The sequence below is a fragment of the Aromatoleum aromaticum EbN1 genome, from assembly GCF_000025965.1.
In the GTDB taxonomy this organism is placed as follows: domain Bacteria; phylum Pseudomonadota; class Gammaproteobacteria; order Burkholderiales; family Rhodocyclaceae; genus Aromatoleum; species Aromatoleum aromaticum.
The window spans coordinates 3,633,702-3,653,319 of the sequence record NC_006513.1; the positions used below are offsets into that span (position 1 = coordinate 3,633,702).

General features: G+C 66.2%; 17 protein-coding genes. 16 read left to right on the plus strand and 1 reads right to left on the minus strand.

What is annotated here, in order from left to right; translation table 11 throughout:
* Window positions 1-7: 7 nt before the first annotated feature.
* The 13 genes from EBN1_RS17400 to EBN1_RS17460 all read left to right on the plus strand — a co-directional run bounded on the left by EBN1_RS17400 (window position 8) and on the right by EBN1_RS17460 (window position 14,922).
* Window positions 8-1,210 (plus strand): tryptophan--tRNA ligase, encoded by a 1,203-nt coding sequence (locus EBN1_RS17400; protein WP_011239286.1) that lies wholly within the window; start codon window positions 8-10, stop codon window positions 1,208-1,210.
* 74 nt (window positions 1,211-1,284) lie between these two features.
* Entirely contained in the window at window positions 1,285-2,115 is an 831-nt protein-coding gene (locus EBN1_RS17405) for a segregation and condensation protein A (RefSeq protein ID WP_011239287.1), read from the plus strand.
* Window positions 2,096-2,689: an SMC-Scp complex subunit ScpB gene (gene scpB, locus EBN1_RS17410; RefSeq protein ID WP_011239288.1), complete on the plus strand. Its 594-nt coding sequence runs from the start codon at window positions 2,096-2,098 to the stop codon at window positions 2,687-2,689. Before EBN1_RS17405 ends, scpB begins: the two co-directional genes overlap by 20 nt.
* Window positions 2,637-3,647, plus strand: coding sequence for a 23S rRNA pseudouridine(2605) synthase RluB (gene rluB / locus EBN1_RS17415; protein ID WP_041647585.1), 1,011 nt, complete (start codon window positions 2,637-2,639; stop codon window positions 3,645-3,647). Before scpB ends, rluB begins: the two co-directional genes overlap by 53 nt.
* Window positions 3,648-3,934: 287 nt before the next feature.
* Entirely contained in the window at window positions 3,935-4,921 is a 987-nt protein-coding gene (locus EBN1_RS17420; protein WP_011239290.1) for a M23 family metallopeptidase, read from the plus strand.
* 14 nt (window positions 4,922-4,935) lie between these two features.
* Window positions 4,936-5,310 carry a hypothetical protein gene (locus tag EBN1_RS17425; protein ID WP_011239291.1) on the plus strand — a complete coding sequence of 125 codons (375 nt, stop codon included), beginning with the start codon at window positions 4,936-4,938 and terminating at the stop codon, window positions 5,308-5,310.
* 45 nt (window positions 5,311-5,355) lie between these two features.
* Window positions 5,356-5,793: a bactofilin family protein gene (locus EBN1_RS17430; protein ID WP_011239292.1), complete on the plus strand. Its 438-nt coding sequence runs from the start codon at window positions 5,356-5,358 to the stop codon at window positions 5,791-5,793.
* Between the two features lie 197 nt (window positions 5,794-5,990).
* Window positions 5,991-9,923: a phosphoribosylformylglycinamidine synthase gene (gene purL / locus EBN1_RS17435; RefSeq protein ID WP_011239293.1), complete on the plus strand. Its 3,933-nt coding sequence runs from the start codon at window positions 5,991-5,993 to the stop codon at window positions 9,921-9,923.
* A 121-nt stretch (window positions 9,924-10,044) separates the two neighbouring features.
* Entirely contained in the window at window positions 10,045-10,431 is a 387-nt protein-coding gene (locus EBN1_RS17440; protein ID WP_041646553.1) for a DUF2946 domain-containing protein, read from the plus strand.
* 196 nt (window positions 10,432-10,627) lie between these two features.
* Window positions 10,628-11,083 carry a copper chaperone PCu(A)C gene (locus EBN1_RS17445; RefSeq protein WP_083782994.1) on the plus strand — a complete coding sequence of 152 codons (456 nt, stop codon included), beginning with the start codon at window positions 10,628-10,630 and terminating at the stop codon, window positions 11,081-11,083.
* On the plus strand, window positions 11,073-13,184 hold the full coding sequence (locus EBN1_RS17450) for a TonB-dependent receptor (protein ID WP_011239296.1): 2,112 nt from the start codon (window positions 11,073-11,075) through the stop codon (window positions 13,182-13,184). Before EBN1_RS17445 ends, EBN1_RS17450 begins: the two co-directional genes overlap by 11 nt.
* A gap of 65 nt (window positions 13,185-13,249) precedes the next feature.
* Window positions 13,250-14,455 (plus strand): sialidase family protein, encoded by a 1,206-nt coding sequence (locus tag EBN1_RS17455; RefSeq protein WP_241762758.1) that lies wholly within the window; start codon window positions 13,250-13,252, stop codon window positions 14,453-14,455.
* Window positions 14,452-14,922 (plus strand): TlpA family protein disulfide reductase, encoded by a 471-nt coding sequence (locus EBN1_RS17460; RefSeq protein WP_011239298.1) that lies wholly within the window; start codon window positions 14,452-14,454, stop codon window positions 14,920-14,922. The genes EBN1_RS17455 and EBN1_RS17460 overlap by 4 nt, the downstream gene beginning before the upstream one ends.
* A 118-nt stretch (window positions 14,923-15,040) precedes the next feature.
* Here the strand turns inward: EBN1_RS17460 and EBN1_RS17465 are convergent, their stop codons facing one another.
* Window positions 15,041-16,684: an electron transfer flavoprotein-ubiquinone oxidoreductase gene (locus EBN1_RS17465; RefSeq protein ID WP_011239299.1), complete on the minus strand. Its 1,644-nt coding sequence runs from the start codon at window positions 16,682-16,684 to the stop codon at window positions 15,041-15,043.
* 167 nt (window positions 16,685-16,851) lie between these two features.
* Between EBN1_RS17465 and EBN1_RS17470 the strand changes: the two genes are divergently transcribed.
* From EBN1_RS17470 to EBN1_RS17480, 3 genes are all read left to right on the plus strand, one after another.
* Complete coding sequence (locus EBN1_RS17470; RefSeq protein WP_011239300.1) at window positions 16,852-17,256, plus strand: acyl-CoA thioesterase; 405 nt, start codon at window positions 16,852-16,854, stop codon at window positions 17,254-17,256.
* Between the two features lie 57 nt (window positions 17,257-17,313).
* Entirely contained in the window at window positions 17,314-17,856 is a 543-nt protein-coding gene (locus tag EBN1_RS17475; protein WP_011239301.1) for an isochorismatase family protein, read from the plus strand.
* Window positions 17,857-17,974: 118 nt separating this feature from the next.
* Window positions 17,975-19,612, plus strand: a complete 1,638-nt coding sequence (locus EBN1_RS17480) for a CTP synthase (RefSeq protein WP_011239302.1) — start codon at window positions 17,975-17,977, stop codon at window positions 19,610-19,612.
* Window positions 19,613-19,618: the final 6 nt, after the last annotated feature.

A 19,618-nucleotide genomic window follows, 5' to 3' on the forward strand; every position in this document is an offset into this window, starting at 1 on the left:
ACCGATCATGTACGCAGAACGTGTTCTTTCAGGCATGCGCCCGACCGGGCGACTCCATCTCGGCCATTACCACGGCGTGCTCAAGAACTGGGTCAAGCTGCAGGCGGAATACCCTTGCCTGTTCTTCGTCGCCGACTGGCATGCCCTGACGACCGCCTATGACAGCCCGCAGATCATCGCGGACAGCGTCTGGGAGATGCTGGTCGACTGGCTCGCGGCAGGTGTCGATCCGCAGAAAGCGACGTTCTTCATCCAGTCCAGAGTGCCCGCGCACGCGGAACTCCACCTGCTGATGTCGATGTTCTGCCCGCTGGGCTGGCTCGAGCGCGTGCCGACGTACAAGGATCAGCAGGAAAAGCTCGAGCACAAGGACTTGTCGACTTACGGCTTCCTCGGCTATCCGCTGCTGATGTCGGCCGACATCCTGCTCTATCGTGCCGACAAGGTGCCGGTCGGCGAGGACCAGCTGCCGCACGTCGAGTTCACGCGCGAGATCGCGCGGCGCTTCAATCATCTGTATGGGCGTGAGCCGGGGTTCGAGGACAACGCGAAGGAGGCGATGAAGAAGCTCGGCGCGAAGAACGCACGCCTGTACGCCGAATTGCGCACGCGTTTCCAGCAGGAAGGCGACAATGCGGCGCGCGAGCAGGGCAGGGTGCTGATCGAGGATGCGAAGAGCCTCGGCCACGTCGATCGCGAACGGCTGCACGGGTATCTCGAAGGCACCGGCAAGATGGTGCTGGTCGAACCCGGCGCACTGCTGACCGAGGCTCCACGCATGCCCGGCCTCGACGGCCAGAAAATGTCGAAGAGCTATGGCAACACGATTTTCCTGCGCGAGGAGGCGGACTCGATCTCGAAGAAGATCCGCACGATGCAGACCGATCCGGCGCGCGTGCGCCGAACCGACCCGGGCGACCCCGACAAGTGTCCGGTGTGGCAGTTCCACCTGATCTATTCGGACGACGGTGTGCGGGCGTGGGTGCAGGACGGCTGTCGCAGCGCGGGCATCGGCTGCCTCGAGTGCAAGCAGCCGGTCATCGACGCGATCCTGAAGGAGCAGGCCGTGATGCGCGAGCGCGCCCAGCCCTACGTCGAGAATCCCGCCCTGCTGCGCCGGATCATGGCCGAAGGCTGCGAGCGTGCGAGCGAGCTTGCCGAAGAGACGATGCGCGACGTTCGCGCGGCAATGGGGCTTTCGTACTCCTGAGTCGCCCCGCCAGCGAGGCGGCCCTGCCGCCGCCCCGTGACGGTGAACCGCCCCGGCTTCGGACGTCTTCCGCAATGAATCTTCCCCTCGAGCTCGTTCCCGCGGAGACGGTCGCCCAAGGCGAGGCCGTCGCGCGCCTTTACGGCGAGCCGCTGCTCGAAATGCCGAAGGACCTGTACATCCCGCCGGACGCGCTCGAAGTGTTCCTCGAGACGTTCGAGGGTCCGCTCGATCTGCTGCTGTACCTGATCCGCAAATCGAACCTGAACGTCCTCGACATCCCGATGGCAGCGCTGACCGCGCAATATCTCGTTTATGTCGAGGCGATGCGCAGACACAATCTCGAACTCGCCGCGGACTACCTGCTGATGGCGGCGACGCTGCTCGAGATCAAGTCGCGCATGCTGTTGCCCCGGCCGCAGCGCGAAGGCGCTGACGACGACAGCGACCCGAGGGCGGAACTCGTCCGCCGGCTGCTCGATTACGAACAGATGAAGTTGGCGGGGGCACGGCTCGAACTGCTGCCGCGCGCCGAGCGCGACTACGAGCGGGTGAGCATCTTCGTCGCCGAGAAAGTCGTCGAGCGTCTGCCGGAAGTGAGCCTGCACGACCTTCAGCTCGCGTGGCTGAAGATCATGAAGAAGGCGCGCCTGACGCAACACCACCAGGTGAGACGGGACGAGCTGTCGGTGCGCGAGCACATGAGCGCGATCCTGCGCAAGCTGGCGGACGGCGTTTTCGTCGTGTTCGACACGCTGTTCGAACCCGCGCGCGGGCCCGCGGGGCTCGTGGTGAGTTTTCTCGCGGTGCTGGAACTCGTCAAGGAAAGGCTCGTGGAGGTGGCGCAGAACGAGCCTTTCGCGCCGATATACGTGAAGCTCGCCGATGCAGCCGACGACGCCTGAAGACTGCAAGCGCGTCGTCGAGGCGGCTCTGCTCGCGGCATCGGCGCCTCTTGCGGTCGCCGACCTGCGGCAGCTGTTCGACCCAGACCCGGGAGCGGACTTCATCCGGCGCGTGCTCGAAGACCTGCGCGCCGACTGGTCGGATCGCGGCGCGGAACTGGTGCAGGTGGCCTCCGGCTGGCGATTCCAGACGCGGCCGGAATACCAGGTCTTCCTCGACCGGCTGAAGCAGGAAAAGCCGCCGCGATATTCGCGCGCAGTGCTGGAGACGCTGTCGATCATCGCGTACCGTCAACCGGTGACGCGTGGCGACATCGAGGATATCCGCGGCGTCGCCGTGTCGCCGAACGTGCTCAAGACGCTCGAATCGCGCGGCTGGATCGACATCGTCGGTCACCGCGACACCCCCGGGCGCCCCGCGCTGTTTGCGACCACGCGGCGCTTTCTCGACGACCTCGGGCTGCGCAGCCTGACCGAACTGCCCGCGTTAACCGAAATTGAAAGGATCATGGACCTTGTCGATACCAAAGAAATCGAAGCGGCCGCTGCGGCCCCCGACGAAGAAGAACGCTGAGACGGTGGAGGCGGGCAGGCATCCGGCAGCGCGTGCGCCGCGCGCCGGCGGACGCCCGTCGACACCCGATGCCGGGGAAAACGCACGGCTCGCACGTCCGCCGCGCGCCGCTGCGCCCGCACGCGGAGGGCGCGGCGAACACGAAAACACGGCGCTTGCCGAACCCGAGCGGCTGCAGAAAGTGCTGGCGCAGATCGGACTCGGCTCGCGCCGCGAAATCGAGGAATGGGTGGTTGCCGGGAGAATCTCGGTCAATGGCCTGCCTGCCGAACTCGGCCAGAAAATCGGCCCGGGTGACCGCGTCAAGTACAACGGCAAGCTGATTCCGTTGCGTTTCACAGTGCGCACGCCGCGCGTGCTGATCTATCACAAGCCCGAAGGCGAAATCGTCTCGCGCGAGGACCCGGAGGGCCGCCCGACGGTGTTCGAGCGGCTGCCGATCCTGCGCAAGGGGCGCTGGATCGCCGTCGGGCGGCTCGACTTCAATACCTCGGGCCTGCTCCTCTTTACGAACGACGGCACGCTGGCCAACCGCCTGATGCATCCGCGCTACGAACTCGAGCGTGAATACGCGGTGCGCCTGCTCGGGCAGCTCGACGACGAACAGCTCGAATCGCTGAAAACCGGCATCCAGCTCGAGGACGGGCTCGCGCGATTCACGTCGATCTCCGACGAGGGCGGCGAAGGCGCCAACCACTGGTACCGGGTGACTCTTTCCGAAGGCCGAAACCGGGAAGTCCGGCGCATGTTCGAAGCAGTAGGCCTCACCGTCAGCCGGCTGATGCGGGTGCGCTACGGTCCGGTGACGCTGTCGTCACGGCTCAAGCGCGGCATGTGGATGGAGATGCCGGAAGCCGAGGTGTGCTCGCTGGCCGGCTTGCCGAAGCCGCAGGGCCAGGCCGCCCGGCCCGGCGAGCAGGTGCGCAAGACGCGCCTGCACCGCACCACCCCGAGGTGATGCGCAGCGAATAGCGGGGGCGGCAGACCTGACTGCCGACTGCCGACTGCGGGCTGGCGAGGATTGGCGGAAGAATTTTTGACATCCGGTCCTGGCTGCGGGCGGGTGAAGAGCGGGCGCGCGGTCTGGCAGGGCTGCCTTTGCGCCGCGCTTTGGTGCTAGACTCCGAAAACTTTGTTCCGGCGATAAAGGTTTGCACAAATGCAAAAACGCCGGGGCTCGTTTTTCAGCCCGTCCGCGACGCGGTGCGAACAGCGCCGGCGACCGGACAGAACAGGAGGACAAGGATGGCTTTCGTCATTCTTTCCGCCGGGACGCTGACACAATCGCGCATGCACACGATCAGCGCCCGGGTTTTTGTCGGCGTCATCGTGGCGATCGTGTTCGCAGCGCTTGCCGGCGGTTTTGCGCTTGGCTACGTGGTGGACGGCAAGGTCCGGAATACCCCCCAAGCCGCCCCGGCGGTGCCTGCCGAGTCGCAAAGCGACTTGCTGATCGGCCGTTTCGGCGAGCTGTCCGGGCGCATGGTCCAGTTGCAGGCCGAGGCGGCCGCGCTGACGGAGCGGATCGGCGCGATCAAGGATTTCGAGGCGCGGATCATCGAAAACGTCGCAGCCGACTCCACGCCTGGCCGCATCGCAAAAACGCCGCTCGGTTCCCCGGCCGGCGGGCCGTTGCTGCAGCCGGTCCCCGCACGCGCCCCAGAGTTGCCGTCCGGCCTGATTCTGCCGCAGTTGCCGGCAGTGGTGGGGCTCGACGGCAAGCCGGAAGGGCTGCTGGCCGGAGAACTCGCCGAAATGGAGCGCGATATCGAGCGCCTCGCGCAGACGCTCGCCGGACTGGACCGGCTGGCCACCGGCTACAGCCTTGCTCACATGTCTTTCCCCGGCCGCTCCCCGGTCGCCGGCTTCGGGATCTCGTCCGGCTTCGGCAACCGCAGCGATCCGTTCCGGCGTCGTCTCGCCTTCCACGGCGGAGTCGATTTTCCGGCGCCGAAGGGCACGCGGATTTCCGCCAGCGCAGGCGGGCGCGTCATCTTCGCCGGACGCCGTCCGGATTATGGCCTGACTGTCGAGATCGACCACGGCGCCGGCCTCGCGACGCGCTACGCACACGCGTCGAAGCTCCACGTGAAAGTCGGCCAGGTCGTGCTGCCGGGAGACAGGATCGCGTCGATCGGCTCTACCGGACGATCGACTGGCGCCCACCTGCATTTCGAAGTCCTGAAGGACGGTCTGATCGTCGATCCGGCGTCGTACCTCGCGCAGTTCTGAGCAGTCCGGGCGATATGCCGCCGCGCCGTCGTTACAGCAACCGCAAGCTGACGCAGGACTCCTACATCCTGACGTCGGATCCGACCTACGGGCTCAAGCGCGTCGTGTTCCTGTGGGGGTTCGTCATCGTCGTTCTGGTGATGCTCGGGCTCGGTGTCCGGTATTTCGAGGACCGGCTCGCATCGGAGTCGTCGGTGTCGGCGATGCGGCAGCAGAACCGCGAGCTGCAGGAAGCGCTGAGCAAGGCGCGCTTCGATCTCGAGGTGGAACTGGCGACGCGGGGCGAGCTCGAACGCCAGGTGGTCGGTCTGAACGACGAGCTCAAGCAGATCAGGGAAGAGCTGGCGTTCATCAAGTCGGCAACGAAGGGCGCGCCAGCTGCCCGTTGAACCTCCTGCGCATGCGGTGAGGACGCCATTCGAGGGACGAAAGCGATGTTCGGACGCAAGCGCAACAAGGCAATACAGGTCACCAAGCTGTCCAGCCTGGTCGCAGACAATCTCGAAATCATCGGCGACGTGGTGTTTTCCGGGGGCTTGCGGGTCGACGGAAAGATCGAAGGCAACGTCCTCGGCAAGGAGGGTGAACGCAGTCTCCTCGTCGTCAGCAACAGGGGGTCGATCGCCGGCCGGGTGCATGTTCATGACGCGGTTGTCAATGGCCGGATCGACGGCGACCTGGAAGTCGAGCATTTCCTCGAGTTGCAGGCGGGTGCGCACGTTTCGGGACACATCATCTACCGGCAGCTGCAGATGGACTGTGGCGCCATCGTGGACGGGCGACTCGAGAAGATCGAGGAGGCCGCTGTGGACAAGAAGGTCGTCGACATCTCGGTCGCAGCCTCGCTTCCGTCACGCGCGACCGAACAATAACCGCCGCCGCGATCACGCGCCGGTTCCCGGTGGCAAAAAGGGAATAGCGGCTCTGCAGTGTCGCTCCGGCACCGCACGTGCCTGCATGGCCGGGCGCCGGAATGCGCAGCGGGCGAACCAGCGGGCGTCGGGTATAATTTCGCCCTTCCGACGGGCGAACCCTGTTCGCGTCCACTTTCCCCTTCGCAACGATAGAAATGGCCGAAATCCTCAAGCTGCGCGGCGCTGCGGCGCTTTCTTCCTCCCGCCTCACGCGCCTTTCTCGATCCGCAGCCGAAGTGCTGCCGAAGCTAAAGGGGCTGGCCGCGGAGTACTGGTATTTCGTCGAGCTCGCCGCACCGCTGGCGACGGACGAACGCGACCGGCTCGTCGACCTGCTCGGGGCCGTCCCCGCGTCGCCGCAAGTGCCCCACGGCACGCAGTTGCTCGTCGTGCCGCGGCTCGGAACGATCTCGCCGTGGTCGTCGAAGGCGACGGATATCGCGCGCCAGTGTGGCTTCGACAAGGCGATGCGCATCGAGCGCGGCGTGTTGTATTCGCTCGACATGCGCCACGGGCTCGACGACCGCCAGTACGCGGCGGTGCTGCCGCTGCTGCACGATCGCATGACCGAATCGGTGCTGGCGAACCTCGAGGCGGCCGAAGCGCTGTTCCATCACTACGAGCCGAAGCCGCTGATGTCGGTGGAGGTGCTCGCCGGGGGGCGTGACGCGCTCGTTGCGGCGAACGCCGAACTCGGCCTCGCGCTGTCCGACGACGAGATCGACTACCTCGTCGACAACTTCACCCGCGTCGCGCGCAATCCGACCGACGTCGAGCTGATGATGTTCGCGCAGGCCAACTCCGAACATTGCCGTCACAAGATTTTCAACGCCGACTGGGTCATCGACGCGCGGCCGATGGAGAAAACGCTGTTCGGCATGATCCGCGACACGCACAATGCGCATCCTGAAGGCACTGTCGTCGCGTATTCGGACAACGCGTCGGTGATCGAGGGCGCGACCATCGACCGCTTCTACGCGGACGCCGACGGCCAGTGGCGCTTCCGCGCCGAAGAGACGCACATCCTGGCGAAAGTGGAGACGCACAACCACCCGACGGCGATCTCGCCGTTCCCCGGCGCTGCGACCGGGGCGGGTGGCGAGATCCGCGACGAAGGAGCGACCGGCCGCGGTTCGAAGCCGAAAGCCGGCCTGACCGGGTTTTCGGTGTCGAACCTGAACATTCCGGAATTCGGACAGCCGTGGGAAAAACCCTATGGCAAGCCGGACCGCATCGCTTCGGCGCTCGACATCATGATCGAAGGCCCGATCGGCGGCGCCGCGTTCAACAACGAATTCGGCCGTCCGAACCTTGCCGGTTACTTCCGCACGTTCGAGCAGGAAGTGCAGGGCGAAGTGCGCGGCTATCACAAGCCGATCATGATCGCGGGCGGCCTCGGCAGCATCCAGGCGCAGCAGTCGCACAAGGTGAAGTTCGCGCCCGGCACGCTGCTGATCCAACTCGGCGGCCCGGGCATGCTGATCGGGCTCGGAGGCGGCGCCGCTTCGAGCATGGCGACTGGCACGAACACGGCCGATCTCGACTTCGCCTCGGTGCAGCGCGGCAACCCCGAGATCGAGCGCCGCTGTCAGGAAGTCATCGACTGCTGCTGGCAGCGCGGTGACGCGAACCCGATCCTCGCGATCCACGACGTCGGCGCCGGCGGGCTGTCGAATGCGATGCCGGAACTGGCGGAATCGGCCGGACTGGGCGCGCATTTCGAGCTGCGCGAAGTCCATATCGAGGAGCCGGGCATGAGCCCGCGCGAGATCTGGAGCAACGAGTCGCAGGAGCGCTACGTGCTCGCGATCGCGCCCGAAAGCCTCGCCGAATTCCGCGCGATCTGCGAGCGCGAGCGCTGCCCGTTCGCCGTGCTCGGCGAAGCGACCGCGGACGGCCGCCTGACCGTTGCCGACCGTCATTTCGAGAACAAGCCCGTCGACATGGAAATGCAGGTGCTGCTCGGCAAGCCGCCGAAGATGACCCGCAACGTGTCGCGCCGCGCGGTGCATGTGCCGCCGTTCGACGTCACCGATATCGACCTGAAGGACGCTTGCCTGCGCGTGCTGCGCCTGCCGGCGGTCGCGAGCAAGAACTTCCTGATCACTATCGGCGACCGCTCGGTCGGCGGCCTGACGGCGCGCGACCAGATGGTCGGCCCGTGGCAGGTTCCGGTCGCCGATGTCGCGGTCACCGCAATGAGCTTCCACGGCTACCAGGGCGAAGCGTTCGCGATGGGTGAGCGCACCACGGTTGCGTGCCTCGACGCGCCGGCGTCCGGACGCATGGCGATCGGCGAGGCGGTGACGAACATCGCCGCCGCGGACATTGCCGACATCGGCCAGCTCAAGCTGTCGGCGAACTGGATGGCCGCGGCCGGGCATCGCGGCGAGGATGCGAAGCTGTTCGACACCGTCAGCGCGGTGTCGCAGTTTTGCCAGCAGGCCGGTCTTGCGATCCCGGTCGGCAAGGATTCGCTGTCGATGAAGACCACGTGGCAGGACGACGGCGAGAGCCGCCAGGTCGTCTCGCCGCTGTCGCTCGTCGTCACGGCGTTCGCGCCGGTCGCGGACATCCGCCGCACGCTCACGCCGCAGCTGCAGTTCCCCGAAGGTGTCGACACCGAACTGCTGCTGATCGACCTCGGCAACGACGGCAACCGCCTCGGTGGCTCGGCGTTGGCGCAGGTATTCGGCTCGGTCGCCGAGCACGCGCCCGACGTCGATGCCGCGCAGCTCGCAAGGTTCTTCGGCCTGATCCAGCAGTTCCGCCGCGACGGTCTGCTGCTCGCGTATCACGACCGTGGTGACGGCGGCCTGTTCGCAACGCTGTGCGAGATGGCGTTCGCGTCGAAATGCGGCCTGTCGGTGGTGCTCGACACGGTCTGCTACGACCAGTACATGAACGACGTCGACGGACTCGACAAGAAGCCGGACACGATCAAGGGCCGCCTCAACGACCGGCTCTTCGGCGGGCTGTTCGCGGAGGAACTCGGCGCGGTAATCCAGATCCGCCGCGACGACCGCGCCCGCGTCACCGCACCGCTGCGCGAAGCCGGGCTCACCTACCACTTCCTCGGCGAGCCGAACGCGAAGGACGAGCTCCGCTTCTGGCGCAACGCGAAGCTCGTCTTCAACGCGCCGCGCGCCGAACTGCTGCAGGTCTGGTCCGAGACGAGCTACCGCATCGCGCGCCTGCGCGACGACGCCGATTGCGCGAAGGAGGAGTTCGACGCGCTCGCCGACGCGACGAACCCGGGGCTGAGCGTCGCCCTGACTTTCGATCCGGCCGATGATGTCGCCGCGCCGATGATCGCGACGGGCGCGCGGCCGAAGATCGCAATCCTGCGCGAGCAGGGCGTCAATTCGCAGGCCGAGATGGCAGCAGCGTTCGAGCGCGCCGGTTTCGCGCCGTACGACGTGCATATGTCGGATCTGCAGGCCGGGCGCCACCAGCTTGGGGAGTTTCACGGTCTCGCGGCCTGCGGCGGTTTCTCGTACGGGGACGTGCTCGGTGCGGGGCAGGGTTGGGCCAAGTCGATCCTGTTCAACCCGGCGCTGCGCGCGCAATTCGAAGCGTTTTTCACCCGCCCCGACACGTTCGCGCTCGGCGTGTGCAACGGCTGCCAGATGATGGCGCACCTCGCATCGATCATCCCGGGCGCCGAACACTGGCCGACTTTCCACCGCAACCGCAGCGAGCAGTTCGAGGCGCGTTTCGTGGTGGCCGAAGTGCTCGACAGCCCGTCGATCCTGTTCGCCGGCATGGCTGGCAGTCGCATGCCGATCGTCGTCAGCCACGGCGAGGGGCGTGCGGTGTTCCGCGACGCTACCGACTCTGAGCGTGTGCTGACGGCGCTGCGCCATGTCGACAACCACGGCGTGCCGGCCGCGACTTATCCGTTCAACCCGAACGGTTCGCCGCAAGGATCGACCGGTTTCACGACTGCGGACGGCCGCTTCACGATCCTGATGCCGCACCCGGAACGCACTGCGCGGACCGTGCAGATGAGCTGGTACCCGGCCGGGCTCGGCGAGGATTCGCCATGGATGCGCATGTTCCGCAACGCGCGACGGTGGCTGGGGTGAACGCACCCGGCGGCCGGCTGGGACCGGCTGCCGGGCTTGACTGCAGTCAATGATGCGTGCGTTGCAGCTGTTAGAATCGCCGCACTGTTCTGGACAACCCCGGTCGCTCGGGTTTTCGCCGATGTATTTCAAGCGTACGGCTCGCAGTTGCACTGCCTGGATCGCGTTGTTCGCGATCCTGCTGGGCGCGCTTGCGCCGGCGCTGAGCCACGCGCTGTCGCGCGCCGACGGCGAGAAGCGCCTGATTCAGGTGTGCACCGTCGCCGGCATGAAGATGGTCGCGGTCGATGATTCGCGCGACAAGGGTGACGCCCACGTGTTTCCCGCCGAACGCTGTGCTTTCTGCGCGACGCACTGCGACGTGCCGGCGCTTCCCGCGATGCCGCCCGCACCTTTCGCATTGAAAGGCCGTTCCGACCACCTCCCCCCGCTTTACCTCCACTCGCCGCGCCCGCTCTTCGCCTGGAGAGCGGCGCAGCCCCGCGCTCCACCGCTCCCGCGCGCCTGAGTGGCGTGCCGGCCGTGCCCCGTCTTCTCGCTTGCAGGAGACGGGGCACGGCCGGATGACGCCGTTCCTGCCGAAACCCTTCCGCGGCATTCGGTATCAATACATTCGCTCGCCCCGATCGCGTCGATTCGCGTCGGCCGCGCGAGCTTGCCGTGCCGGCTCACGGGCCGATTTGCAAATCGATGGAGTGAACATCATGAAGAAGATCCTTGTAGTCAGCCTGGTTTCTGCCGTGCTTGCGGGCCCTGCGATCGCCCAGGTGCAGGTCGAAGACGCCTGGGTGCGGGCGACAGTCGCGCAGCAGAAAGTCACGGGCGCGTTCATGCGCCTCACCGCGGCACAGGACGCCCGGCTTGTCTCGGCGGACTCGCCCGTTGCGGGAAAAGTCGAGATACACGAGATGGTGATGGAGAAAGACGTCATGAAGATGCGTCCCGTCGCCGCAGTCGAACTGCCGGCCGGCCGGGCCGTCGAGCTCAAGCCCGGCGGCCACCACGTGATGCTGTTCGACCTGAAGCAACCCGTCCGCGTGGGCGACACGGTGCCGCTGACGCTGGTCGTCGAGAGCCGGAGCGGCAAGCGCGAATCGATCGAGGTGGCGGCCCCTGTGCGGCCGTTGAACCAGGCGGGCCGGGCGGATCATGGGCATTGATACCCGGCGCAACGCGCTGGTGCTGGCGTGCATCGGAGCAGCGAGTGGTGCCGCTGCGTCCGATGACGCCGCCACTGTTCTCGAACAGGTGACGGTCACCGCGACGCGCGAAGAGGCGCGACTCGTCGAAACCCCGGCTTCGGTCGGCGTCGTCCAGGGGGAGGACATCGCGCTGGACAAGCCCGCCCATCCGGCTCAAGTGATGAGCCAGACGCCGGGTGTCGCGGTCGGGGTGACGAACGGCGAAGGCCACACGACGGCGATCCGCCAGCCGTTCACGACGAGCCCGGTCTATCTGTTCCTCGAAGACGGCATTCCGTCGCGCTCGACCGGTTTCTTCAACCACAACGGCCTGTACGAGATCAACATCCCGCAGGCCGGCGGCATCGAAGTCAATCGCGGCCCGTCGTCGGCGTTGTACGGGTCGGACGCGATCGGCGGCGTCGTCAACGTGCTGACGCGCACGCCGCCGACGAAGACGGAAGCTGACGGCTCGATCGAGGCCGGCGAGCACGGCTGGCGGCGTGCGCTCGTCGGCGGCGGCAGCGGCTATGCCGACGGCGGCTGGCGGGCCGACCTGAACCTGACCCGGACGGAGGGCTGGCGCGACGACACCGGCTACGACCGCAACAGCGGCACGCTGCGCTGGGATCACTTCATCGGTGACAGCACGTCGCTGAAGACCGTGCTGGGTTTCTCCGATATCGACCAGGAAACCGGCGCAAACTCGCCGCTCGTGCGTGACGACTACCGGCACGATCCGACGAAGAACTACCTGCCGATCGCGTTCCGCAAGGTCAGCGCGCTGCGCCTGTCGACGAACTACGAACACGAGACGGCCGACTCGCTGCTGTCGATCACGCCGTACGTGCGCGACAACAGCATGGATCTCCTCGCGAGCTTCGCGCTGCGCTTCGACCCGACGATCGCCGAAACCGGCAACCGTTCGTACGGGCTGATGGCGAAATGGCGCCGGGACTTCGCGCCGCTGCGCGCGCGCATGATCGTCGGCGTCGATTTCGACCTGAGCCCGGGGGAACGGCGCGAGAATCGCATCGACCCGACGACGCGCGGCAGCGGCGCGAGCCGCGAGTTCATCGCCTACACCGTCGGCCCGCGTATCTACGACTACGACGTCGAATATCGCGGCGTTTCGCCGTACGTCCACGGCGAAATCTCGCCGACCGACCGGCTGCGGCTGACCGCCGGCCTGCGCTACGACGACATGCGCTACGAGTTCGACAACCAGCTCGGCGCTGGCGAAGTCGTGCAGGTCGGGAGCAACTTCTACGGCCAGGTGGCGAACACTCGCGTCAGCTATCACCGTGCGACCCCGAAACTCGGGGCGACGTACGCGCTCGGCGAGAACACGCATCTTTTCGCGTCGTACAACCAGGCTTTCCGTGCCCCGTCCGAATCGCAGATCTTCCGCCCGTCGCGTGCCGGCAGCCTCGAAGCCGCCCATGCATTGACGCAGTCGGCGCTCGAGCTCGACGCGATCAAGGCCGAGCAGTACGAGCTCGGCGTGCGCGGCGTCGTGGCGGGCCTGTCGTATGACCTCGTCGCGTACGAGCTGACCAAGCGCGACGACATCGTCAGCCAGCGCGACCCGGCCACGACGCAGACGATCACGACGAACGCCGGCGAGACCCGCCACCGCGGCGTCGAGCTCGGGCTCGGTGCGCCGCTCGCGCGGCAGCTGCGGCTGGATCTCGCGTTGTCGTACGCGCGCCACGAGTTCGTCGACTGGGTGACTGCGCAAGCGGACTTCGGCGGCAAGGAACAGCAAAGCGCGCCGCGGCTGATGTCGAACGCCCGGCTGACGTGGACGCCGAACGACGCGTTCCGCGCGCAGCTCGAGTGGACGAGGATCGGCTCGTACTGGCTCGACGACAGCAACACCGTGAAATACGGCGGACACGATCTCTTCAACCTGCGCGGCAACCTGGCGCTGACGCCGGCCGTTTCGCTGTTCGGCAGCGTGAACAACCTCACCGACCGGCGTTACGCGGACAGCGCGCAGCTGTCGACGGGCAGCACGCCGGCCTACTCACCGGGCTTGCCGCGCACGGTGATCGCGGGAGTCGAGGCGAAATGGTGACGATGAGGGTGATGGTGACGGCGGCAGAGCGTACGTCTGCAGGCGCCGGTGGCGAGGATGGGGTAATGACGATGAAGCGAAAGGGCAGAGTGGGCCGGTTTGCCGCAATACTGCTGGCGCTGGGATGCGCGGCGGGCGCTTTCGCGCAGCACGCCGATCACGCGGCAGGGAAAAGCGCTGCGGTCCGGCCGGCGAGGCCGGAGCTTGGCACGAGCGCGGCATTCGGCCCGGACGGCATGCTGTACGCGGTTTCGAAGGACGGGCAGCACGTCGTCCTCCAGCGCAGCGCCGACGGCGGGGCGAGCTGGGACGCGCCGGTAACCGTCAACGCCGACCCGGAAGCGATTTCCGCCGACGGCGAGAATCGGCCGAAGATCGCGTTCGCGCCGGACGGCAGCGTGCTGGTTTCGTGGACGCGCCCGCTGGCGAAGCCTTTCACCGGCGAGATCCGTTTTGCGCGCGCGGACAAGGGGCAAGGCTTTGGCGCCCCGATCACCGTGCACCGCGACCGCCAGGAGATCACTCACCGCTTCGAGACGATGACGGTCACGGGGAGCGGGCAGGTCGTGCTCGCATGGATCGATAAGCGCGATCTGGAAGCCGCACAGGGCGCGAAGCGGGACTACCGCGGCGCGGCGATTTATGCGGCGGTGTCCGACGACGGCGGGCGGACGTTCCGGCCCGAAGTGAAAGTCGGCGACCATTCCTGCGAGTGCTGCCGCATCGCGCTCGCAAACGATGTCGACGGCTTGCCGATGCTGCTGTGGCGACACGTGTTCGAGCCGAACGAGCGCGACCACGCGCTGGCAAAGCTGGACCCAGACGGCACGCCCGGCCCGGTGGCGCGCGCAACGTTCGACCGCTGGCGCGTCGACGCCTGCCCGCACCACGGTCCGTCGCTCGCGGTTTCCGGCGACGGCACGCGTCACGCGGTGTGGTTCAACGAGAAGGACGGCGAGGGGCGGGTGTTCTACGGCCGCCTGAAAGACGGAGGCGTCGAGGGACAGCGCACCGTCGGCGGCGAACGCGCCGCTCACGCCGACATTGCGTTGAGCGGCGAACGTGTCGCGATCGTGTGGAAGGAGTTCGATGGCGAACGGACGCAGCTGCGCGCCGAGCTATCCGACGATAACGGCGGACAGTTCCGCAGCCTGTCGCTCGCTGTGACCGACGGCGCGTCCGACCAGCCGCGGGTGATCCTGCGCGGCGCCGAACTGTTTGCGTTCTGGCGCACGCAGAAGGAAGGGATGAAAGGGTACTGGCTACGATGAAACGACTGAAAAACCTGCTGGCAGCAATCGTCTGGGCCGGCGCTGCGACGTGTTCGGCGAACGACTTCGTGCCGCTCGACCGGGCGGCTGCCACTGCGATCGCCGATCCGGCCAGCCATGCCCGGCCGACGATCGTCGCGCTGTGGTCGTCCGAGTGCGTGCACTGCAAGAAAAACCTGAAGCTTTTCGCGGAGATGGCGAAAGTGCATCCGCGCCTCCAGCTGATCACGGTCGCGGTCGAGCCGGCCGACGAAGGACTCGCCGCGCCGCTCGACCGCGCCGGGGTCACGGGGAAGCGTTTTGCCTACGCAGACGAGTCGCCCGAAGCGCTCGCCTATGCGCTTGACGCGAAATGGCGCGGCGAGCTGCCGCGAACGCTTCTGTTCGACGGACGCGGGGCAAGGGAGGCGGTGTCGGGCGTCGTCGCGGAGGCGGCCGTGCTCCGCGCGCTCGGCTTGCAGAAATAGCGCAAGTCGGAACGCGGACCCTGTCGCTGAGCACAGGACGGAAAGTCCTGTGCTCACTGCGCGGCAGGAGGTATTACAGCGCTTCCGTCACCGACAATCGTGACGGAAGTGCACTCGATCACATCCCCTGATAGATCGGCCCTTCGCCGCCCTGCGGCACGACCCAGTTGATGTTCTGCGTCGGGTCCTTGATGTCGCAGGTCTTGCAGTGCACGCAGTTCTGCGCGCTGATCTGCAGTCGTGGGTGGGTGCCGTCGGGGTCGCGCACGATCTCGTACACGCCGGCCGGGCAGTAGCGCTGTTCGGGCGCGTCGTACTTCGCGAGGTTCACCGCGATCGGGATCGACGGGTCCTTCAGCTGCAGATGGCAGGGCTGGTCTTCCTCGTGGTTCGTGTTCGACAGGAACACGGACGACAGCTTGTCGAAAGTCAGCACGCCGTCGGGCTTCGGATAGGCGATCTTGTAGCACTCGGACGCGGGCTTGAGCGCAGTGTGGTCGGCTGTGTTGTGCAGCGTCCACGGCGCGCGCCCACGGAACACCTGCTGGTCGATGCCGAACAGCAAGGACCCCATCCACAGGCCTTTTTTCATGTAGGGCTTGAAGTTGCGCGTCTGGTGCAGCTCATCAAACAGCCAGCTCGCGCGGAACGCTTCGGGGAACGCGGTCAGTTCGTCGCGGCTCCGATTGGCGGCGAGAGCGCCGAAGGCCGCTTCGGCGGCGAGCGAGCCGGACTTTATCGCGGCGTGGCTGCCCTTGATGCGCGCGGCGTTGAGGAAACCCGCGTCGTCGCCGACGAGCGCGCCGCCCGGGAACACCAGCTTCGGCTGGCTCTGCAGCCCACCGGCCGTGAGCGCGCGCGCACCGTAGGCCAGCCGCTTGCCGCCTTCGAGGAACTTGCGGATCTCGGGGTGCGTCTTGTAGCGCTGGAACTCCTCGAACGGCGCCAGATGCGGGTTCGAGTAGTTGAGCCCCACGACATAGCCGACAGCGACGAGGTTGTCCTCGAGGTGATAGGCGAAGCCGCCGCCGTAAGTGGCGCTGTCCATCGGCCAGCCGGCGGTGTGCACGACCAGGCCGGGCACGTGCTGCTCGGCCGGCACTTCCCACAGTTCTTTCAGGCCGATGCCGTAGGTCTGCGGGTCGATGCCGTCGCGCAGGCGGTACTTTTCCTCGAGCTGCTTGCCGAGATGGCCGCGACAGCCTTCGGCGAACAGCGTGTATTTGGCGTGCAGCTCCATGCCGGGCTGGTAGGCCGGGCCGGGCTCGCCATCGCGCGTGACGCCCATGTCGCCGGTCGCCACGCCCTTGACCGCGCCGCGCTCGTCGTAAAGGATTTCCGCGCCGGCAAAGCCCGGATAGACTTCGACGCCCATCGCCTCGGCCTGTTCACCGAGCCACTTGACGACGTTGCCCAGCCGCACGATGTAATTGCCCTGGTTCAGGAAACAGGCCGGCAGCAGGCTATTGGGCACCCTGCGCCCGCCGGTCTCGCTCAGGAAGATCACGCGGTCTTCGGATACCTGGGTATTGACCGGCGCGCCCTGCGCTTTCCAGTCGGGAATCAGTTCGGTGAGCGCGCGCGGGTCCATCACTGCGCCCGACAGGATATGGGCGCCGATCTCGGAAGCCTTCTCGATCAGGCATACCGCCAGCTCCGTGCCTTTCTCGCTGGCGAGCTGCTTGAGCCGGATCGCCGCCGCCAGCCCTGCCGGGCCGCCGCCTACGATCAGGACATCGAATTCCATTGATTCGCGTTCCATCCTATTCTCCATTTGTGTCCGCGATTGTTGGTCTGTAGTCGAGCGAACGGCAGTGTAATACACGTGCGGGACACGACGCAGACGCGGGACCGCTTCGCAGCCGTCAAGAACATACGGAACCGTATGTTACATTAGCTGCCGGTTCCAACCAACAGGACGTTCTTTTCATGGAAGATATCCGCAAACTTCAGCTCACGACGAAGATTCCCGTACGCTGGGGCGACCTCGATCGATACGGGCACCTGAACAACACGCTGTATTTCCGCTACTTCGAACAGGCGCGGATCGAATGGATCGAGCAAAAGGACTTTCGTGTCGATCCGGACGAAGCCGAAGGCGCAGTCATCGTTCATGCCGACTGCACGTTCCTGATCCCGGTGAATTATCCGGCGACAGCCATCGTCAAGGTCTTCGCGGGGCAGCCCGGGCGCAGCAGCGTGATGAACTGGTACGAACTCTACGTCGAAGGCGACGAACGGCTTTTTGCGACCGGCTCGGCGAAAATCGTGTGGATCGACAACCGTAGCGGGAAATCCCTGTCCCTGCCGTCCAAGCTGCGCGAAGGATTGTGAGGCCGGCTACCGTACGGCATTTCGTGCGCCCGCACAGACCCCTTTGAGGAACAACGAATGCTCATGAATCCCGCCACCTCCGTGCTCCTCGTCATCGACGTCCAGGAACGCCTCGCTCCGGCGATTGACGACGGGCAGCAGGTCGCGCACAACTGCGCGTGGCTCGCCGGCCTCGCGGCGCGCATCGGCGTGCCGGTCGTGGTGACCGAGCATTTCCCGGCAAAGCTCGGTGCCACGCTGCCGGCGGTCGCCGCTGCCGCGGCGGGCGCCGAGTTCGTCACCAAGGAATGCTTCTCGGCGCAAGCGGACGGCTGTCTCGACAGGACCGCAGTGGACGCCCGGCGGCAGGTCATCGTCTGCGGCACCGAGGCGCATGTGTGCGTGCAGCAGACAGCGCTCGGACTGCGCTGGGCGGGCAAGCAGGTGTTCGTCGTTGCGGATGCGTGCGGTTCGCGCAATTCTGCCGACCGCGAGCTCGCTTTTGCGCGCATGCGCAGCCACGGACTCGAGATCGTCTCGCGCGAGATGGTCGCGTTCGAGTGGCTGCAGCGCGGAGGCACGGAACTGTTCCGCGAGATCAACCGGGAATTCATCCGTTGACGACAACGCGGCGGTGGAACGCTGCGGCGGTGCCGGGGACTGAAGGGGGCCGGTCAGCTCCGCTTCCGGACCGGCGGCCTCTTCGGTTATCATCGCGCTTTCCCGCAGTAGCGTTCCCATGACCAAATACGTCTTCGTAACCGGCGGTGTCGTGTCCTCCCTGGGCAAAGGCATCGCAGCGGCCTCGCTCGGGGCCATTCTCGAATCCCGCGGCATCAAGGTCACCCACCTCAAGCTCGATCCGTATATCAACGTCGATCCGGGCACGATGAGCCCGTTTCAGCACGGCGAAGTTTTCGTCACTGAAGACGGCGCTGAAACCGACCTCGATCTGGGTCACTACGAGCGCTTCACGAGCGCCAGGATGGGCAAGCGCAACAACTTCACCACCGGCCAGATCTACGAGTCGGTGATCAAGAAGGAACGGCGCGGCGAGTACCTCGGCAAGACGGTGCAGGTGATCCCGCACATCACCGACGAGATCAAGCAGTACATCAAGCGCGGCGCGGAAGGTGCCGAAGTCGCGATCGTCGAGATCGGCGGCACGGTCGGAGACATCGAGTCGCTGCCGTTCCTCGAAGCGATCCGCCAGATGGGCATCGAGGAAGGACGCAACAGCACCTGTTTCATCCATCTGACGCTGATCCCGTACATCCCGACCGCCGGTGAGCTGAAGACCAAGCCGACGCAGCACTCGGTGAAGGAACTGCGCGAGATCGGCATCCAGCCCGACATCCTGCTGTGCCGCGCGGATCGCCCGGTGCCGGCCGACGAGCGGCGCAAGATCGCACTGTTCTGCAACGTCATGCCCGAAGCAGTCATCGAGTGCCTCGACGCGAACTCGATCTACAAGATCCCGGGCCAGCTGCACGACCAGATGCTCGACGAGATCGTCTGCCACAAGCTGAATATCCTCGCGCGCGCGGCCGACCTTTCGGTGTGGGAAAACCTTCTTCGCGCGCTCGAAAACCCGAAGCACACCGTCGACATCGCGTTCGTCGGCAAATACGTCGATCTCACCGAATCGTACAAGTCGCTGATCGAAGCCGTGTCCCACGCCGGCATGCACACCGAGAGCAAGGTCAAGATCCATTACATCGACTCCGAGGACATCGAGCGCGACGGCTGCGCGGTGCTGGAGAAGATGGACGCGGTCCTCGTGCCGGGTGGTTTCGGCAAGCGCGGCACCGAAGGCAAGATCGCCGCGATCCGCTTTGCGCGCGAGAACAAGGTGCCGTATCTGGGCATCTGCCTCGGCATGCAGCTCGCGGTGATCGAATTCGCCCGCAACGTCGTCGGCCTGGCCGGCGCGCATTCGACCGAATTCGAGCGCGACACGCCGTATCCGGTGATCGGCCTGATCACCGAATGGCAGGATCGCAGCGGCAAGCTCGAAAAGCGCACCGAAGCGTCGGACCTCGGCGGCACGATGCGCCTGGGCGCGCAGGTCTGCCATCTCGTCGAAAACTCGCTCGCGCGCGAAGTGTATGGCGTCGCCGATATCGTCGAACGTCATCGCCACCGCTATGAAGTCAACAACACGCTGCTCGCCCGGCTCGAAGAGAAGGGCCTGCGCGTGTCGGGCCGCGCGCCGGGCACCGACCTGTGTGAAATGATCGAACTGCCGGATCATCCGTGGTTCGTCGGTTGCCAGTTCCATCCGGAATTCACGTCGAACCCGCGCAAGGGGCACCCGCTGTTCACGGCCTACGTGAAGGCGGCGCTCGCGCGCAAGGCGGCCGCGACGTCGGCCTGAAGGAGT

What these genes read in the sequence shown, in the direction of transcription:
- EBN1_RS17400 (WP_011239286.1), top strand. Translation starts at nt 8, where the DNA reads ATGTACGCAGAACGTGTTCTTTCAGGCATGCGCCCGACCGGGCGACTC.
- EBN1_RS17405 (WP_011239287.1), top strand. Translation starts at nt 1,285, where the DNA reads ATGAATCTTCCCCTCGAGCTCGTTCCCGCGGAGACGGTCGCCCAAGGC.
- scpB (WP_011239288.1), top strand. Translation starts at nt 2,096, where the DNA reads ATGCAGCCGACGACGCCTGAAGACTGCAAGCGCGTCGTCGAGGCGGCT.
- EBN1_RS17420 (WP_011239290.1), top strand. Translation starts at nt 3,935, where the DNA reads ATGGCTTTCGTCATTCTTTCCGCCGGGACGCTGACACAATCGCGCATG.
- EBN1_RS17425 (WP_011239291.1), top strand. Translation starts at nt 4,936, where the DNA reads ATGCCGCCGCGCCGTCGTTACAGCAACCGCAAGCTGACGCAGGACTCC.
- EBN1_RS17430 (WP_011239292.1), top strand. Translation starts at nt 5,356, where the DNA reads ATGTTCGGACGCAAGCGCAACAAGGCAATACAGGTCACCAAGCTGTCC.
- purL (WP_011239293.1), top strand. Translation starts at nt 5,991, where the DNA reads ATGGCCGAAATCCTCAAGCTGCGCGGCGCTGCGGCGCTTTCTTCCTCC.
- EBN1_RS17440 (WP_041646553.1), top strand. Translation starts at nt 10,045, where the DNA reads ATGTATTTCAAGCGTACGGCTCGCAGTTGCACTGCCTGGATCGCGTTG.
- EBN1_RS17445 (WP_083782994.1), top strand. Translation starts at nt 10,628, where the DNA reads ATGAAGAAGATCCTTGTAGTCAGCCTGGTTTCTGCCGTGCTTGCGGGC.
- EBN1_RS17450 (WP_011239296.1), top strand. Translation starts at nt 11,073, where the DNA reads ATGGGCATTGATACCCGGCGCAACGCGCTGGTGCTGGCGTGCATCGGA.
- EBN1_RS17455 (WP_241762758.1), top strand. Translation starts at nt 13,250, where the DNA reads ATGACGATGAAGCGAAAGGGCAGAGTGGGCCGGTTTGCCGCAATACTG.
- EBN1_RS17460 (WP_011239298.1), top strand. Translation starts at nt 14,452, where the DNA reads ATGAAACGACTGAAAAACCTGCTGGCAGCAATCGTCTGGGCCGGCGCT.
- EBN1_RS17465 (WP_011239299.1), bottom strand. Translation starts at nt 16,684, where the DNA reads ATGGAACGCGAATCAATGGAATTCGATGTCCTGATCGTAGGCGGCGGC.
- EBN1_RS17470 (WP_011239300.1), top strand. Translation starts at nt 16,852, where the DNA reads ATGGAAGATATCCGCAAACTTCAGCTCACGACGAAGATTCCCGTACGC.
- EBN1_RS17475 (WP_011239301.1), top strand. Translation starts at nt 17,314, where the DNA reads ATGCTCATGAATCCCGCCACCTCCGTGCTCCTCGTCATCGACGTCCAG.
- EBN1_RS17480 (WP_011239302.1), top strand. Translation starts at nt 17,975, where the DNA reads ATGACCAAATACGTCTTCGTAACCGGCGGTGTCGTGTCCTCCCTGGGC.